The following is an 18221-nucleotide window of genomic DNA, read 5'->3' on the forward strand; positions in this document are numbered from 1 at the left end:
ATGAATACTGAACAGCTAAAAAAATTAGAAAAAAGTTTATGGTCTGCGGCAGACAACTTAAGAGCCAACAGCGACCTTAAATCAAATGAATATGCTACGCCTGTACTAGGGCTTATTTTTCTTAAGTTTGCCGATAATAAATACTCAAAAGTCGAAAATGAAATTGTAGCAGAACACGCCAAATTAAAAGGTAGCCGCAGAGAAAAGCCTTTGTCAGAAGTGGCAATTGAAAAATGTGGTTTCTATCTACCAGAACATGCCCGTTACGATTATTTGCTTAATCGCCCCGAAGAAGAAGATATGGCGAAAGCAATAAAAAGAGCAATGGAACTCGTCGAAGAGCATAAAAAAGAACTCGACGGTATTTTGCCAAAAGACGAATACTTTGCTTTAACTCGCACAGATCGAACATTGCCAGCTCAGTTACTTAAAACATTCTCAGATATACCACGAGATGCTACTGGCGATATCCTTGGAAAAATTTACGAATTCTTCCTTGGTAAATTTGCTCTTGCAGAGGGGCAAGGCGGCGGTGTGTTCTATACACCAACTTCTGTTGTACGTTTGATGGTTGAAGTGATTGAGCCATACAAAGGCACGGTTTACGACCCAGCCTGTGGTTCAGCAGGTATGTTTGTCCAATCTCAGCAATTTATTGAGGATCACAATAAAGAGCTTGAGCTACTTGGCGAAAAACATGATGAAAACAAACTATTCGTATATGGGCAAGAAAAAACGTTAGACACAGTAAAATTAGCCAAAATGAACATAGCGGTTAATGGCTTACGTGGGGAAATTCAGCAAGCAAATAGTTATAAAGAAAATCCTTTCGATTCCTACCAAAAATTTGATTATGTATTAGCTAACCCACCCTTCAATGTAGATGACGTGCCAGTTGCCGATGTAGAAGATGATATTCGTTTTAATGAATACGGCATTCCAAAGAAAAAAACGAAAGCTAAGAAAAAGGACGAAGGTAAAGATACCGTTCCTAACGGCAATTATCTTTGGATTAATTTATTCGCAACTTCTCTCAAAGAAAAAGGTAGAGCTGCACTGGTAATGGCAAATTCAGCATCCGATGCACGCCATTCAGAAGCTGATATTCGTCAAACGCTTATCGAAAACAATATGATTTATGGCATGTTAACCTTGCCATCAAATATGTTCTATACGGTAACGTTACCTGCAACACTGTGGTTTTTTGATAAAGATAAACAAGACGATAATATCTTATTTATCGATGCTCGTAATGTATTTACCCAAATTGATAGAGCACATAGAGAATTTAGCCCTGAGCAGATTAATAACCTAGCTATAATTAGTAAACTGCATAAGGGTAAACGTAGAGAGTATGTTCATTTGATTGATACCTATTTCGAAAAAGGTATGAAGCAGCTCGCTGAAAACAAAACGCATGTTGAACCAATCAGTGAGCAATTACTTGAGGTATTAGATGATGAATTAGGGAAAGTCGCTGTTGGTGATTTAGTTAAACAGTGGAAAGAGCTAAATCAACTTCAGAAAAGATATAAGAGTTATCAAGCTTCAGTTAACGAAAAATTTTCAGATAAAGATCAAGTTAATATAATTAATGAGGCTCAACATTTATTACAGAAATACTTTGAGCCTTTTTTTGACGCACTTCATCTAGGCCTTAAACAACTTGATAAAACGCTACGCAGGCAAGAAAAGGAAAAATCAAAAGCAGCCAAAAATAAAGGGAAGCGTGGTAATACGGATCGTCAAACTAAGAAATTAAAGGTAGCACTTGAACAACTGCATAAAGAGGTAAAAAGTGCTGAGCTGTTCTTTAAACATATTAACTGGCTGCAAGAAAGGTTTCCTAAAGCAGAATATGAGGATGTAATTGGTTTATGTAAGCTAGCATCCCCTAAAGATCTCGAAGAGCAAGATTATTCATTAAATGCAGGTAGATATGTAGGAGTTGTTATTGACGATGATGGAAAAACTGAAGAAGAATTTTTAAACGAGTTAAGTGAAATTAATGATGAACTACTTGAATTAAATGAGCACTCAAATAATTTAGCAAAAATTATCAACCAAAATGTACAAGCTATCGTTGGGTAAATATATGAAATATAAATCCATTAAAATTGAAGAACTTGTTAAGAGTGGCGAAGCTAAACTACAGACAGGACCTTTTGGAACTCAACTTAAAGCTTCAGATTATACTGAGTCCGGAGTACCAGTAATCAATGTTAGAAATGTTGGTTTTGGTAATATTAGAACGAAAGACTTAGAGTATCTGGGTGAAAAAATGGTAGAGCAATTATCTGTCCACCAACTAGAGAAAGGAGATATCGTATTTGGGAGGAAAGGTGCAGTAGAAAGACATGCATACATTGACGGTATTGGGGAAGGTTGGATACAAGGTTCTGACTGTCTAAGGCTAAGGTTAAATAGTGACAGAGTAGATAATAGATTTGTATCGTATTATCTTCGAACTAAGACCCATCAAGATTGGATGATTGCACTCTGTTCATTTGGCGCAACTATGCCGTCTTTAAACCAAGATATTGTTAAATTAATCACGTTTCCAGCTCCACCTATAGATATTCAGCGTAAAGTTACAGGAATATTATCTGCTTATGATGAGTTAATTGAAGTTAACAAATCTCGTATAAGTTTGTTGTCAAAAGTTGTTCAAGAAACTTTTAAAGAGTGGTTTGTTCGTTTTCGTTTTCCGGGTTTTCAAGAAGCAAAGTTTGACAAAGGCATTCCAGAGACATGGTCGATAAAGTCAATTTTAGACGAATCTAATTTCAAATTAATTAAGCCAAATGTTGATCAATTTGAAGGTGATAAAAAATACTATGCCACAGCACAGGTAGATGAAATAACCCTTTTATCTCCTACTGCATTGGTTTCATACTCAAACAGGCCGAGTCGTGCTCAATATCAACCTACTGAAAATTCAGTTTGGTTTGCTCGTATGAAAAATACATATAAAATTCTATCCGTCTCAAATGAAGATAAGGCTCTAATTAACAACGCTATTCTATCCAGCGGTTTTGTAGGGCTTGAGGCAAAGGAAACATGGTATCCATTTTTATATAGTCTAATTTCTAGTAGAAATTTTCACGATACAAAAGATGTGTACTGTACAGGTGCAACTCAAGAGTCATTAACAAATAGTGGCTTAAAGCAAATTAAAGTACTAATTCCTGAAAAGGAGCTAGTGCTGTCATTTTCAAAGATTATCAGGCCTGTTATTGATCAAATTGACGATGTACAAGCAGTAATCAATAAAATAGAGATTCAAAAGAATGCTCTTTTATCAAGGATATTGTCAGGAAAGTTAAAGGTAGATGACTTGGATGTTATTTTTTCGACTTCTAAAGATAAATTGGATCTTTAATAAGCAAGGAATATTATGGTTAAAGGAAAGGTTAAAAACATCATTAGTGAAGATGATATTGAACAAGCATTGGTTCAACGGCTTCAACATGTTTACGGCATTGATTCATTAAATTGTTTTACAGCTCAACCTGACGACTTAAAAGATGGTTCGGGCCGAACAGATAAACGTGATGTAATATTTTCTGATCATTTGCGTGAAGCTTGCCTTACTATAAACCCTGATATTCCTGAAAAAGTTATTGATGAACAAGTTATTGAAAAAATAACTGATCGCAGAGCGGCTATGAACCCGGTAGCGGCTAACCGTGAACTAGACACATTTATTCGCGATGGTGTGCCTGTTGAGTTTGATGATGCTAATGGGAGAAAGCAAAAAGAGACCGTTCGCTTAATCGACTTTAACCAATCGTCACCTAAAGACAGCTCTAATAAATATCTTGCGGTTACACAACTTTGGATAAAATCATCTGTTCAAGCACCTAAGGCTGGTTACCGTAGACCTGATATTATCTTATATATCAATGGACTACCTCTTGTCTTTATTGAACTTAAAAACTCTAATGTAAAATTGCGCTCTGCTTACGATGACAACTTAAAAAACTATAAGCATGACATTCCACAGCTTTTTCATTGTAATGCGTTTTGCGTTTTATCTAATGCAATTGAGTCTAAGATAGGCAGTTTTACGGCTGGTTGGGAACATTTTTTTAATTGGTTACGTGTTGATAATGAGAAAGAAAAAATTAACCGTCAACAAATTAAAGACGAAGGGATAAGTGTTGAACGTGTCATTAATGGTTTGTTAGCACCAGAAAAATTGTTGGATTACATTGAGAATTTTGTATTGTTTCATAAAGAAACTAACAAGATTATTGCTCAGAATCACCAGTTTATGGGGGTTAACCAAGCGTACTCTAGGTTTTTAAGGCGTGAGGAGCTAGACGGTAAACTTGGTATTTTCTGGCACACTCAAGGCTCAGGTAAGAGCTTCTCAATGGTGTTTTACGTCAGGAAGATATTCAGAAAGGTAACGGGCAATTTCAGCTTTGTAGTGGTTACTGATAGAACCGACCTTGACGATCAAATATACCGTAACTTTTTGCATTCAGAAGTCATTAATAAAAAAGATGCGGCTCAACCTGCGAATTCTTTAGAGTTAAGAGATTATCTGGGTAAAAATAAAAAAGTCATATTTACACTGATTCAAAAATTCCGTTACGACAAAGGTAAGCAATATCCACAATTGTTTGACCCGAAAAAGGAAAAACGGGAAGTAATAGTTATTGTAGATGAAGCACACCGAACTCAATATAAATCATTAGCGGAAAATATGCGGGAAGGCTTAAAAGGAGCACACTTCTTAGCATTCTCTGGTACACCTCTTTTAGGTAAAAAGTATAAAGATCGATCGGTCATTGGTAAGACTGAAGAGTGGTTTGGTGATTACGTTTCTGAGTACACCTTTCAAGACGCTGCTGATGACGGAGCAACGGTGCCGCTTTATTACGAAAAGCGCGTACCTGAAATGTTGATTCAAAATGATGATTTAAGCGATGAATTTTATGAGTTGTTGGAAGACGAAAACTTAGATGAAGCGCAACAGCAAAAGCTAGAAAAGAAATTTTCCAAGGAGATGCAGGTTGTAGTTCGTGATGATCGCCTTGAAACCCTCGCCAAAGACATCGTCTATCATTTTCCAAGGCGCGGATACCTTGGTAAAGGTATGGTAGTCGCGTTAGACAAGTTCACAGCTGTGAAAATGTATGACAAGGTTCAGCATCACTGGAAAGAAGAAATTAAGCGTCTTCGAGGTCTTGTTAAAAAGTCTACAAGTGACATTGAGAAAGCTCGTTTCAAGAAAATTGTTGATTTTATGCGCTCTGTCGAAATGGCAGTTGTTATTAGTGATCCGAAAGCAGATCAAGAAAGATTCGAAAAAGCGAACTTAGATATCAAGCCGCATATAGCTCGATTAGAGCAATTAGATAAACACGGTCACGATGTTGAATATAATTTTAAAGATCCAGAACACCCTCTTCAAATAGTTTTTGTTTGTGCCATGTGGCTAACAGGCTTTGATGCCCCTACTATATCAACGCTTTATTTAGACAAGCCCATGAAGGGACACACTTTAATGCAAACTATCGCGAGAGCGAATCGGGTGGCATCTCATAAAATAAAAGGATACAGCGGGAAGTTCATCGAAAAGAAAAATGGCGAAATTGTCGATTACTACAATGTTTTCCGCAACATGAAAGAGGCACTAAAAGACTATGGACAAGGAGACATTGTTGGTGAAGGTGAAGGTGAAAAAGAAGGTGAAACACCTTCAGTGCAAGAAAAATCTGAGCTATTCAGATTATTAGATGATGCAATCACTCAGGCTGATAATTGGTGTAAAGAAAGAAATATAAACCTCAAAGCAATTGCTGATAATGAAGATATATTTCAAAACATAGAATTATTTGAAGAATTTGCAGATACCTTGTTGAGCAAGGATCAGTGGAGAAAAAACTTTTATGTTTACGATAATACCGTTTCTTCACTGTTCGAGGCATGTAAACCAGAAATTTTGAAACAAGGTCGCCGCCCTCTTATTGCAGTTATCCAATATTTAAGAGGTATTGTTGATGCGCATGTTGAGCAAGTAGACATTGATGACTTAACTCGGAAAGTTTCTGATTTGCTTGATGAGAGTGTTGTTGTAGACAATACTGAAAAGTTTGCGGTTAAAGAACACAAAGCCAATTATCAAATAGTTCAAAAAGGTAAAACTTGGGATCTTTCCAAAATTAACTTTGAAAAGCTAAAGGAAGACTTCAAGGAAGCTAAATATAAAAACGTAGAGATTGCCGAGCTCAAGGCATTTATTGAAGATAAGCTTCGCAAAATGATGGAGCAAAATCATACCCGAACTGATTTCGCCGAAAAACTACAACAAATCGTAGAGCAGTATAACGCTGGCGGCTCATCAACAGAAAACTATTTTGATGACTTGATGAAGTTTACCGAAAGCATGAAGGAAGAAGATGAGCGTCATATGCGTGAAGGTTTGACCGAAGATGAACTCGAACTTTTTGATTTACTCAAAAAAGACAAAATTACAAGAGCTGAGGAACAAAAGGTTAAACTTGCAGCTAAGCACCTGATTCTAAGGCTACTTGATGGGCATCCGAAGGTATTGGTTCAAGATTGGTGGAAAGACGGTCAAACACAACTTCAGGTTAAGAATGCAATTGAAGAAGTGTTAGATAAAGACTTGCCTGAGAGCTATGGTCGAATTGAATTTAAAGAGAAGTGTGACAAGATTTATAGCTTGGTTGTAGATTTTTCTGCAAATAATAATAAGTGGGTAGCATAATACAATGACATTAGTAGTAGCAGGATACAGACAAAGCAGTCTCTCTTGGGGAACACCCAGTACTTATGTGCCAGATAGGTGTTCAGGTATTTTTATGGTCGCTGACAGTATTATTAGTACTGTAACGGCAACAGGAAGAAAGCCTTTAGTCTCTGAGTTTAGAAAAATAATAGAAGTTCCGATTCATGTTTGGGAACCTCATTTTATTGGTGAAAACTTTCACGACTATATAAAAGTATTTAACTCTCACAAATGTTTAATCGCCTTTGCGGGCAGTACTCTAACAGCGCAGCACATAATCAACTGTATTACAGGTCATTTAGGAAAGCTAAGAATTGACTATAAATCAGGTGAGAAGTTTGAATGTGTTGTTAGAAAAAGCTGCGATCCAAACAATTTGATATCAAATGGTAGATCTAGCATTTATGATGAAGATATCTTTATCCCAGATCGAGATTATCAAAATTTGTTATCTGCCGAGTTTGTCTCAGATGTTGTGGAGCATTCCATAAATAAGGCACTCGAATCGAAAATGAAACACGTCATAGACCAACAAGCCTTGGATGCAATGCGCACTGAAATTATGCTTGGTCTTACATGCCCGATAAAAAGAGTTGATCACCTTTACACATACTCATTTAGAATTAGAAATATCCCAGGAGGTGGGGTTGAAGCTTATTGCCAAAAGGATTTGGTACAAGCAAACGATATTGGCATCTTAGGAATGGTTAATACCTATGGTCCACAGGCAAAAAATGTCGCTCAAAAAGCCATGACCACAGGCAATACATTACAAGAGGACATTACTGATTATGTAGTTCAAACAGTTAAAAACGATACTACATATGAAATTGGTTTTCCATTAGCAGTAAAAACTATTGATGGTAATCAAATAACTTTTAATTATATTAGATAATAACGCTTAAAGAATTAATTCATATCCTCAAAAAAAAATAGAAAAGGTGAGCCACTAGGCTCACCTTTTATCCATTCGCAAACTTATTTATTCACGTTCGCAAACTTATTTATCATTAACAATAAAAATTATCAATCTCTATATGTCTCAACCGCTGGGCATGAACATACTAAGTTTCGGTCGCCGTATACGTCATCTATACGTGTAACGGTTGGCCAGAACTTGTTTTTAGCCACTGCAGGCACTGGGAATGCAGCGTAAAAACGGTCGTACGCGCGGTCCCATTCGTTACCTAACACATCGCCTTGTGTATGCGGTGCAAACACTAGCGGGTTGTTTTCGATTGACCATTCGCCAGAGATTACTTTTTCGATTTCGCCTTTAATTGACACCATTGCTTCGATAAAGCGGTCAATCTCACCTTTTGATTCAGACTCAGTTGGCTCAATCATTAATGTGCCAGCTACTGGGAACGACATAGTTGGTGAATGGAAGCCGTAATCTTGCAAGCGCTTAGCTACGTCCATTTCAGTAATGCCTGATTGCTCTTTAAGCGGGCGTAGGTCAACAATACATTCGTGAGCAACACGGTTGTTACGACCACGGTATAAAATTGGGAAGTGCTTGCTTAGCTCATGCGTTAAGTAGTTAGCGTTCACAATGGCCATTTCAGTAGCTTGTTTTAAGCCCTCTGAACCCATCATGGTGATGTAAGCCCATGAAATAGGTAAAATAGCGGCTGAGCCGTAAGGCGCTGCCGATACCGCACCGTTACCAATGTTAGTACCTGATACGTTAATTACGCTGTGGTTTGGCATAAATGGCGCAAGGTGCGATTTAACACCAATTGGGCCAACACCTGGACCACCGCCGCCGTGTGGAATACAAAACGTTTTATGCAAGTTTAAGTGCGATACGTCTGAGCCAATAAAGCCTGGGCTTGTTACACCAACTTGCGCGTTCATGTTTGCGCCGTCCATGTAAACTTGGCCGCCGTGCTCATGAATAATGTCACAAATTTCGCGAATTGTTTCTTCGTATACGCCATGCGTAGACGGGTATGTGATCATGATGCACGATAAGTTTTCAGACACTTCTTCAGCTTTCGCTTTTAAATCAGCCATGTCTACGTTACCGTTTTTGTCGCAGTTAACTACCACAATTTTCATGCTCGCCATTTGCGCTGATGCAGGGTTAGTACCGTGCGCAGAGCTTGGGATTAAACATACATTACGGTGTGCATCCCCTCGTGACTCGTGGTATTTACGAATCGCGATTAAGCCTGCGTATTCACCTTGTGCGCCAGAGTTTGGCTGAAGTGATACTGCATCGTAACCGGTAATATTTACTAGCCAATCGTGTAGCTCGCCAATCATTATTTGGTAACCTTCTGCTTGATCTAGCGGGCAGAATGGGTGAAGGTTTGCAAACTCAGGCCACGTAATTGGGATCATCTCTGCGGTCGCGTTTAGTTTCATGGTACATGAGCCTAACGAGATCATTGAGTGATTAAGCGATAAGTCTTTGCTTTCTAGTCGCTTAATGTAGCGAAGCATGTCTGTTTCGCTGTGGTAGCTGTTAAAGTTTGGATGCGTTAGTACTTCGTCATCACGTACTAAACTTGCAGGAATTGACTCACTGCCATTTACTTCAACGTCGGCTGCAATAGCGTCAACACTTAGGCCATGGCCTTCGCCTAAAATAATATCGAATAACTCAGCTACATCGGCACGTGTTGTTGTCTCTGATACCGAAATTGAGTACTCGCCTTCGTGATTTGTTGCAAAGTTTACGCCTTTTGCAATTGCACGCGCTATTACGTCGTCTTTGCTGTCGCTTACTACTGTTAGTGTATCAAACCAAGTGCTGTGCTTAAGTGCGATGCCTTTAGCTTTAAGACCACTTGCTAAAATATCAGCAAAGCGATGTATACGCTGCGCGATAGTTTTTAAGCCTTGTGGGCCGTGGTACACCGCGTAAAACGCTGCCATGTTGGCAAGTAATACTTGTGCTGTACAAATGTTTGAGTTGGCCTTGTCGCGGCGAATGTGTTGTTCGCGCGTTTGCATTGCCATACGTAGTGCGTCGTTACCTAAACGGTCTTTAGATACACCAATAATACGACCTGGTAATGAACGTTTGTATGCGTCACGTGTTGCAAAAAATGCAGCGTGTGGACCGCCGTAACCCATAGGTACGCCAAAACGTTGAGCCGAACCAAGTACTACGTCTGCGCCTAGTTTACCCGGTGCTTTTAATAGTAATAAACTCATTATGTCGGCAGCAACACAGGCAATGGCCTTTTTGCTTTGTACGCCAGCAATTAGGTCAGTTATATCTACCACTTCGCCTGATGTAGTTGGGTATTGGAACAGTGCACCAAAAATATCGTGGTTTACGGCATCGGTGGCTTTACCTACAATTACTTCAAAACCAAACTGCTCAGCACGGGTGCTTACTACGTCGATTGTTTGTGTGTGTACGTCGTCGGCAATAAAAAATGCATTGGCTTTTTTAGCTTTTGATACGCGTTTTGCAAGGCCCATAGCCTCTGCAGCCGCTGTTGATTCGTCAAGTAGTGATGCGCTTGCTAAATCAAGACCGGTTAAATCTAGGGTCATAGTTTGGAAGTTTAATAATGATTCTAAACGCCCTTGTGCAATCTCTGGCTGATACGGTGTGTACGCTGTATACCAACCTGGATTTTCTAGTACGTTACGTAAAATTACGTGCGGTACGTTAGTTGGGTGGTAGCCTTGGCCAATGTACGATTTGAAAACTTTATTTTTGCTTGCTACTGATTTTAGGTAGCTTAGTGTTTCAACTTCAGTACGGCTTTGTCCAACTGTTAACGGTTGCTCTAAACGAATGCTAGCAGGTACAGTTTGGTCAATGAGCTCTTGCACACTCGATACTTCTAAAGCACTTAGCATATCGCTTACTTGTGCTGGGCTTGGCCCAATATGGCGGCGAATAAAATCTTGCTTTTGCTCTAGTTCTTCAAGAGATTTGGCGTTTGACATGAATCCAGATTCCTATGATCTAAAAAGTGTGGCTACTGCTGATGGGTAAACAGCAATAACTTAAAATTTTTATAATTTAACGGCTTACTATGTATGGGAAAGTGAGCTATAAAATCATAAAAGCCCCGATATCTAAACAAAACACGCGGGGCTTTTAGTTATCTACAAAGAATAATTATTCTTCGTCGATAGTGTGCGAGTAACCTTCAGCGTCTAATAAGTTGTCTAGCTCAGACTCGTCAGATGCTTTAATACGGAATAACCAACCGTCGCCGTAAGCGTCGTTGTTTACTGTTTCAGGTGAGTCTTCAAGTTCTTCATTAATAGCAACAATTTCGCCACTGATCGGTGCGTAAATGTCTGATGCTGCTTTAACCGATTCTGCTACTGCACAGTCTTCGCCAGCGTCTACTTCGTCGCCAACTTCTGGTAATTCAACAAATACCATGTCGCCAAGAAGTTCTTGTGCATGCTCAGAAATACCAACAGTAAATGTACCGTCGCCCTCGTTACGAACCCACTCGTGTGAAGGTGCGTATTTTAACTCGCTAGGAATGTTGCTCATTTTATTTGTCCTTTGGTTTATATTGGGAGGATACCAATCACAATAATGATTGTGATTGGTATAACCAAATTATTTAAATTATTGATTTACCGTTACGTACAAAGCTAGGCTTTACTACTTTAACGTTTACTAATTTTTTACGCATTTCTACTTGAGCTGTATCGCCTGTTGAACGTGGTACACGTGCAAGGGCTACACTAAAACCAAGTGTTGGTGAGAAAGTACCTGAGGTAATAATACCTTCACCACCATCAACAATTACTTTAGAACCGCTACGCAAAACGCCTTTTTCTTCAAACACTAAGCCAACAAGTTTATCAGTGCTTTTTTCTGCGCGTTGCTTAACAAGTACGTCACGACCAATAAAGTCGCGATCTTCTGGTTCCCATGCAATGGTCCATGCCATGTTAGCTGCAAGTGGTGATACACTTTCGTCCATATCTAGACCGTAAAGGTTCATACCTGCTTCTAAACGTAACGTGTCGCGTGCACCTAAACCAGCAGGCTTAACACCTGCATCTAGAAGTTGTTGCCATAAATCGGCTGCTTGGTCGTTCGGTACTACTATTTCGTAACCGTCTTCGCCAGTATAACCCGTTGTGGCAATAAATAAATCACCTACTTGAACGCCAAAAAACGGCTTCATACCTTCAACAGCGGCTTGTTGCTCAGCATTTAAAAGTGTGGCTGTTTTTGCTTTAGCGTTAGGCCCTTGCACTGCAATCATTGCAAACTCTGGGCGCTCTGTAACAGTTACGTCAAAGTCGCTCGATACGTTAGCTAAATGCGCTAGGTCTTTTTCGCGCGTTGCTGAGTTAACAATTAGGCGGTAAAACGTTTCACTAAAGAAATAAATAATTAAGTCGTCTATTACACCGCCTTGCTCGTTAAGCATGCCTGTGTAAAGCGCTTTGCCTGGTACGGTTAATTTTGCAACATCGTTAGCTACTAGCTTACGTAAAAATGCTTTTGCTTGAGGCCCTTCAATATCAACAATAGTCATGTGTGATACGTCAAACATACCTGCGTCGGTACGTACGCTATTGTGTTCTTCTATTTGTGAGCCGTAGTTGATTGGCATTTCCCAGCCATGAAAATCAACCATTTTTGCGCCCGCTTCTAGGTGCTTAGCATGTAGTACAGTTTTAGAAGTCATAACATTCCTTCACGTTTAAATTAACCCTGTTTAGGGCGTGGCTTAAATAGATATAAAAACAGGTAAACATTGTAATGCTCGCCTGTTGTTTTTATTCGTTATGCGGCTTCACTATGCATAAGTGCAAAGCCTTGCGCTTGCATGTAGCTTTGCCATTTTTGTAATTTTTGTTGTTTAGCTACTAATACAAAGTGTTGTTCGTCGTTTTTATCAATGGCGGTAATAAATACATCACCGCTTTGTGCACCGTAGCAAAGTTGCGCGTCAGAAAGGCGCAAACCTGGTGTTAATTTAAAAGCATTAACTAGGGTATCAAATGCGTTGTCGCCACTTAAAATAAAGCTTGCCAGATCGGTGCGTACTACATAATCAATATCAAAACGTAATTGCTGCTCGTTTATAAGCGCTTGTAGTTGAAGGCTTGCGTTGTGTGGTAGTACGAATCTAAAGGCGGTTTCGCTAAAGTAATAAACAGCAAAACTGTAGTCAGAATTATAGTCGCCATCAAGCGTGCCTTTTAAGCCTAAACCACTGGCGGTAAGCTTAGTTAAATCAAGGCCTAAAATAGTGCTTAAAAATACACTGGTTTCGGTGCCGCTAAAATCCATTACAACGTGATTGTTGTTAGTTTGCAAAGCGTTAGTAACCGCACTACTTGCGTTGCTGTGGCGGGCAAACATTATTGGGTTAAAAGTCATAACAAACACCTGTGTATTTTTGATTACAAAAGTATATTGCCCACGCCTATCAACAACAAATTGTAATTATTTATCAATTGATAAATAATACTTATATATATAGCCATATAAATTGTAATTTTAAATATGAAAAACATATCAACAGACGGTTTACGTACTTTTGTAATGGTAGTTGAAATAGGTGGCTTTGCTAAAGCAGGCGATTTACTTGGCCTGTCGCAACCTGCTGTAAGTTTGCAAATAAAGCGCTTAGAAGACGTGCTTGGCTATAAACTATTTAAAAAACAAGGGCAGCGCCAAGTATTAAACCAGTACGGCGAGCTATTATTACCTATGGCAAAACAAATGATGCAACACAACGATGCTATTTTGCAGCAGTTCACCTCAGAAAACATTGCAGGTAAAGTGCGCTTGGGTATTCCGAGCGAATTTGCAGCGCGCATACTACCTTCTATTATTGGCGACTTTGTGGCGCTCTACCCTGAGGTGTCGTTAGAGGTTAAGTCGCGTTTAAGTAAGCATTTGCTTTCGGCTTCTCGCCAAGATCAGTTTGATTTAGTACTTGCGCTAAATGAGCGACTCAACTCTGATAAGTTTCCTATTTTTATGCAAGACGAACTAGTGTGGGTGGGCGACCTTTCACTTGCGCATAATGAGGTGGTTACACTAGTTACCGCACCAGAGGGATGTATTTATCGTCGCCGTGCTACTGATGCATTAAAAAGTGCAGGCATTAAATACCGAATAGTTTATAGCAACGCCGATTTAACCGGCCTTATTGCTGCATTAAAAGAAGGCTTAGGTATTACGGTACTTGCCAAAAGTACAGTACCAAGTGAGCTTAACTATCAGGTTCAAACCAAACATTTACCGGCTCTTGGTAATATTGGTATTAGTTTGGTTAAAAGTTCGGGTGAGTCGGATCATGCAGTAGATAAGCTCGCGGAGTTTATAGCGCTACGTTTAGGTTATAGCTAATCAAAACTTTATAACGAGTAAAGCAATTACAAACTAATACAAAAGAAACAATTTAGTTAACAAAGTTGCATAAGCAGGTGTTTTTAGTTCCATTAAACTGAATAATTAAATAGTTATTAACACTGATTCGTATTCGTTAACGTGTTCAAATTACGCCAATTAAGATAATTGACATGATTAGGAACACAATGAACCCTAAGTTTTTAGTATCTACTTTGGCAACTGCGGTTGCTTTGTCTTTTAGTGCTACTGCAATAGCAAAAGACACCAGCAATAAAGAACAACGCTTTGAACAAATCACTGTTATTGGCTCTCAGCAAGCAATTAACGATATTCCTGGTTCAGCTACGTTTATTTCTGAAGAAGAGCTTCAAAAATTCCAGTTTACCGATATTTCTCGCGTTTTAGCGTCTGTTCCGGGCGTTTACGTGCAAGAAGAAGACGGTTATGGCCTTCGTCCTAATATTGGTATGCGCGGTACAGGTACTGGCCGTAACGATAAAATATCAGTAATGGAAGACGGTGTATTAGTTGCACCAGCACAATATTCAGCACCTTCTGCATACTACTTCCCTACTATGGGTCGTATGGAATCTATTGAAGTATTAAAAGGCGCAGCCTCAGTTAAGTACGGCCCGCGTACTACGGGTGGTGTTTTAAACTTACTTTCGCGCAGCTTACCAACTGAGCCAAATAGCTCAAAAGGTATGGTAGATGCAGCCCTTGGTAGCGACGGTTACTACAAAGGCCATGCTTACTTTGGTAAAGAAAAAAATAACACAGCAGGTTTAATTGAAGTATTTACTTACGGCGCAGACGGCTTTAAAGAGCTGCCAGTAGGCAATGACAACACCGGCTTTGAAAAAACAGATTTACTATTAAAGTTTGGCCATACGTTTGGACAAAACGATGCGCATAATCTTGAGCTAAAAATTAAGTACTCTGACGAAACATCAGACGAAACATACATGGGCTTAACTGACGAAGACTATCAAGAAAGTCCTTACCGTCGTTATGCTGCATCGCAAAACGATGAAATGAATACGCGCCACAACGCATACCAACTTAACTACGCGTACCGTTTTGGTGATGGCTATGAGTTTTTAGCTACGGCTTACTTAAACGATTTTCACCGTAACTGGTATAAAGCCAGCAGCGTAGGTTTAAGTACTCTTGAGCAGTACAGCGATTTTGAAGCAAACCCAACAAGCGAAGGCATTGAAGGTATTGGCGTTAAAGCTAATAACCGCGATTACCAAGCTAAAGGTATTCAGTCTGAATTACATATTCCGGCAGGCGATCACTATGTGACTGTTGGCGTACGTTACCACGAAGACGAAATGGATCGTTTTCAATGGGAAGACAAATACACACTTAATCAAGACCTAAGCTTAACGCTTACAGAGCAAGGCGTTCCGGGCTCTGATAGCAACCGCGTAGATAGTGCAGAAGCAAGCACCTTGTTTATTCAAGACGAGTGGACAATTGACGCATTAGTAGTAAGTGCTGGTCTTCGTTATGAAGACATTACTATTACGCGTGAAGAGTGGTCTAAATCAGATCCAACACGCAGCAACGGTTTAACTAAAGATGTGTCGAACGACACTGAAATTTTAGTGCCGTCACTAGGTGCTACATACACGCTTAACGAAAACGTAACGCTACTTGCGGGCATTCAAAAAGGTTATGCACCAGCTGCACCTGGTAATGCTGACCAAGAAGAAGAAGAAAGTGTAAACATTGAGTTTGGCTCTCGCTTTAATATGGATGGCTTTAGCGGTGAAGTAATTGCATTTTACTCAGACTACGACAACATGCACGGTAACTGTACTGCAGCGGTTGGTTGTAGCGACGACAACATTGGCGACCAATACAACTACGGTGAAGTAGAAGTAGCGGGCTTTGAATTTAGTGCAGCACGTACGTTTGCAACTGATACAGCTATGTTCCCAGTTAAATTAACGTACACCTACACAGACTCTGAGTTTAAAAACGATTTTGATTCAGAAATTTGGGGCGCGGTAGAAAAAGGCGATGCAATACCTTACGTACCAGAAAACCAAGTAGCGTTATCGTTAGGTGCTGAGTTTTCTGCGTTTGTAGTTAACAGCCAAATACGTTACGTATCTGATGCGCATGCTAACTTAACTGAGTCGGGCTTAAACGCAATTGATAGCCGCGTAGTATGGGATTTAGCTGCTAAATACTTAATCGATGAAAATCAAAAAGTATACCTAAGCGTTGATAACTTGTTTGATAAAACATACGTTGCTAACCGTTCAAACGGTGGCATTCAACCAGGTAAGCCGAGGACTGTACAGATGGGCTACACTTACTCATTCTAACGAGTTAAATAGCTCTCTAGCTGCGTTAAAAATAACTCATATAAGAACAACTATATTTCGTTATTTTTGTCTTGCTATAGAGTTATTTTCCTATCGCTATAATAGAGTATCAATTGATATAAAATTAAAAGCGTAAATTACAGACACATCGAGTAGGGTGAGGCTTTTGCCTCATCCCTCTCACAGAACCGTACGTACGGGCCTCGTATACGGCTCCTGTATTCTTCTATCCCTTCGGCTTATTTTCTAAACGCCGATTGAGCAAGCCATCCTGTACTTACTTTTTCCATTGAATATAAACCTTGCTCCTCAAACCATTGGTTTGGCATCGCTACATTCGATAATGGACTTAGAGAGTTTCGCCATGAGTTCATTTTGATGAACTTAAATGGCGGCTTTTTCCCTAATTGTTTTAGTCGCTTATGCAACCTCGCTGGGTTTTTCCACAACCTTAACTGAATTGCCCTTAATCGTCGTCTCACCCACCTTGCCAACAAATTTAGCACTCGTTTACAATTGGCTATACTGAAATAATTTACAAAGCCGCGCACCACTGGATTGAGTCTTTTTATTACTTCAATTAAGTTCATGCCACTATTTCGCTTTGTTAATCGTTTAACTCTTTGTTTAAAGCCTTTGAGTTTTGTGGCTTGGATACGCGTCCAATTACTGCCTATCTCCACTCCCAAAAATTTTACGCCTTCACTACTATGCGCTATGTGCGTTTTCTTTTGGTTGACTGTTAACTTTAAGCCTTTTTCGAGTATCTGAGTCGCTACTGTGAGTGCATTCTTGGCTGCTTTTTCTGTGCAGCATAAGATCAATATGTCGTCGGCGTACCTCACTATTCTGTGATTTCGCTTTTTCATTTCTTGATCAAATGCATCTAGGTAGATATTCGCCAACAGTGGACTGATAACACCACCTTGTGGACTTCCTAGCTCACTCGCTTCCCAATTATTGCCTATCATTACTCCGCTTTTTAAAAACTGTTTGAGCAGTTTTAAGATGCTACCGTCTGTCACTTTGCGTTTGACGCTGCTTATGATCAAGTCGTGATCGAGTAGGTCAAAACACTTCGACAGATCCATATCAACCACCCACTCACGGTGATATTTACGAATAAATACCGTGGCTTTGCTGATGGCGTCATGACAACTTCGTTTCGGCCTGTACCCATAACTTGATGGGTGAAAGTCGATGTCGAAGAGCGGTTGGAGAATGTTCAATAGTGTTTGTTGTACTATGCGGTCGCGAACTGTTGGAATTCCCAGCAGTCTCACACCACCATCATCTTTCGGTATTTCTATCCGTTTGACTGGCTGTGCGCGATACTGCTTGCTTTGCAGTTCACCTTGCAGTTGTTTCAAGTTTTCTTCTAAATTCAAGGCGAACGCGGCTATGGACTGCCTATCTATTCCGGCCGCTCCTTTCGCTGCTTTCACTTTTTTGAATCCCTTGTACAGGTTATTAATATCTAATAATTGCCCATACAAGCTGTAGTAAACTGTCATCAATTGCCTTTGCTTACGGTATGTCTGTCGTTTCACATTGATGTATAGTGGTGTTCTTCATGAGGACATTAGGTGTGCTAGCCGAATGGCAATCTGCCTAAGTGGTCGCTCATTACTCCCATGCTCGGCCTTCAGTTCTCAGCGTCCACATTCCTGCTTAGCCGTCATCTATTGCCTATTTCCGTCGAAATACATGTGAGCCTATACGTCGATACTCCTGATTTTCATACACTTAAAGAATACTTCCCCCCTTCGCAATCAATTAAAACTTTTGATTAAAA

The 18221-nt window shown here is 39.7% G+C and carries 11 protein-coding genes; 6 read left to right on the plus strand and 5 right to left on the minus strand.

Features of this window, described 5'->3' with window-relative positions:
* Genes ABX891_RS15005 through ABX891_RS15020 form a run of 4 tightly spaced genes read left to right on the plus strand, consistent with a single transcriptional unit; the run spans position 1 to position 7661 of the window.
* On the plus strand, positions 1-2091 hold the full coding sequence (locus ABX891_RS15005; protein ID WP_354629822.1) for a type I restriction-modification system subunit M: 2091 nt from the start codon (positions 1-3) through the stop codon (positions 2089-2091).
* A gap of 4 nt (positions 2092-2095) precedes the next feature.
* Positions 2096-3382 carry a restriction endonuclease subunit S gene (locus tag ABX891_RS15010; RefSeq protein WP_354629823.1) on the plus strand — a complete coding sequence of 429 codons (1287 nt, stop codon included), beginning with the start codon at positions 2096-2098 and terminating at the stop codon, positions 3380-3382.
* Between the two features lie 15 nt (positions 3383-3397).
* The gene (locus tag ABX891_RS15015; RefSeq protein ID WP_354629824.1) at positions 3398-6745 is read left to right on the plus strand and encodes a type I restriction endonuclease subunit R; all 3348 of its coding nucleotides are present in this window, start codon (positions 3398-3400) and stop codon (positions 6743-6745) included.
* A gap of 4 nt (positions 6746-6749) precedes the next feature.
* Positions 6750-7661 carry a hypothetical protein gene (locus ABX891_RS15020; protein WP_354629825.1) on the plus strand — a complete coding sequence of 304 codons (912 nt, stop codon included), beginning with the start codon at positions 6750-6752 and terminating at the stop codon, positions 7659-7661.
* Positions 7662-7792: 131 nt separating this feature from the next.
* Here the strand turns inward: ABX891_RS15020 and gcvP are convergent, their stop codons facing one another.
* The 4 genes from gcvP to ABX891_RS15040 form a co-directional block, all read right to left on the minus strand.
* Positions 7793-10684, minus strand: a complete 2892-nt coding sequence (gcvP, locus tag ABX891_RS15025) for an aminomethyl-transferring glycine dehydrogenase (RefSeq protein WP_354629826.1) — start codon at positions 10682-10684, stop codon at positions 7793-7795.
* A gap of 175 nt (positions 10685-10859) precedes the next feature.
* Positions 10860-11249, minus strand: a complete 390-nt coding sequence (gene gcvH / locus ABX891_RS15030) for a glycine cleavage system protein GcvH (RefSeq protein ID WP_002958029.1) — start codon at positions 11247-11249, stop codon at positions 10860-10862.
* A 73-nt stretch (positions 11250-11322) separates the two neighbouring features.
* Positions 11323-12405, minus strand: coding sequence for a glycine cleavage system aminomethyltransferase GcvT (gene gcvT / locus ABX891_RS15035; RefSeq protein WP_354629827.1), 1083 nt, complete (start codon positions 12403-12405; stop codon positions 11323-11325).
* A gap of 98 nt (positions 12406-12503) precedes the next feature.
* On the minus strand, positions 12504-13103 hold the full coding sequence (locus tag ABX891_RS15040; RefSeq protein ID WP_058154172.1) for a hypothetical protein: 600 nt from the start codon (positions 13101-13103) through the stop codon (positions 12504-12506).
* Between the two features lie 126 nt (positions 13104-13229).
* Between ABX891_RS15040 and ABX891_RS15045 the strand changes: the two genes are divergently transcribed.
* Both ABX891_RS15045 and ABX891_RS15050 read left to right on the plus strand, forming a co-directional pair.
* Positions 13230-14081, plus strand: coding sequence for a LysR family transcriptional regulator (locus ABX891_RS15045; protein ID WP_354629828.1), 852 nt, complete (start codon positions 13230-13232; stop codon positions 14079-14081).
* 188 nt (positions 14082-14269) lie between these two features.
* The gene (locus ABX891_RS15050; RefSeq protein ID WP_354629829.1) at positions 14270-16426 is read left to right on the plus strand and encodes a TonB-dependent receptor family protein; all 2157 of its coding nucleotides are present in this window, start codon (positions 14270-14272) and stop codon (positions 16424-16426) included.
* A gap of 239 nt (positions 16427-16665) precedes the next feature.
* Here the strand turns inward: ABX891_RS15050 and ltrA are convergent, their stop codons facing one another.
* Complete coding sequence (gene ltrA, locus ABX891_RS15055; RefSeq protein WP_354628940.1) at positions 16666-17940, minus strand: group II intron reverse transcriptase/maturase; 1275 nt, start codon at positions 17938-17940, stop codon at positions 16666-16668.
* Between the last annotated feature and the right edge of the window lie 281 nt (positions 17941-18221).

The organism is Pseudoalteromonas sp. NCIMB 1079 (genome assembly GCF_040567695.1).
GTDB classification, from domain to species: domain Bacteria; phylum Pseudomonadota; class Gammaproteobacteria; order Enterobacterales; family Alteromonadaceae; genus Pseudoalteromonas; species Pseudoalteromonas distincta.

Coding starts and splice junctions, on each gene's coding strand:
- ABX891_RS15040 (WP_058154172.1), bottom strand. CDS start 13,103: ATGACTTTTAACCCAATAATGTTTGCCCGCCACAGCAACGCAAGTAGT.
- gcvH (WP_002958029.1), bottom strand. CDS start 11,249: ATGAGCAACATTCCTAGCGAGTTAAAATACGCACCTTCACACGAGTGG.
- gcvP (WP_354629826.1), bottom strand. CDS start 10,684: ATGTCAAACGCCAAATCTCTTGAAGAACTAGAGCAAAAGCAAGATTTT.
- ABX891_RS15045 (WP_354629828.1), top strand. CDS start 13,230: ATGAAAAACATATCAACAGACGGTTTACGTACTTTTGTAATGGTAGTT.
- ltrA (WP_354628940.1), bottom strand. CDS start 17,940: ATGACAGTTTACTACAGCTTGTATGGGCAATTATTAGATATTAATAAC.
- ABX891_RS15015 (WP_354629824.1), top strand. CDS start 3,398: ATGGTTAAAGGAAAGGTTAAAAACATCATTAGTGAAGATGATATTGAA.
- ABX891_RS15010 (WP_354629823.1), top strand. CDS start 2,096: ATGAAATATAAATCCATTAAAATTGAAGAACTTGTTAAGAGTGGCGAA.
- ABX891_RS15020 (WP_354629825.1), top strand. CDS start 6,750: ATGACATTAGTAGTAGCAGGATACAGACAAAGCAGTCTCTCTTGGGGA.
- gcvT (WP_354629827.1), bottom strand. CDS start 12,405: ATGACTTCTAAAACTGTACTACATGCTAAGCACCTAGAAGCGGGCGCA.
- ABX891_RS15005 (WP_354629822.1), top strand. CDS start 1: ATGAATACTGAACAGCTAAAAAAATTAGAAAAAAGTTTATGGTCTGCG.
- ABX891_RS15050 (WP_354629829.1), top strand. CDS start 14,270: ATGAACCCTAAGTTTTTAGTATCTACTTTGGCAACTGCGGTTGCTTTG.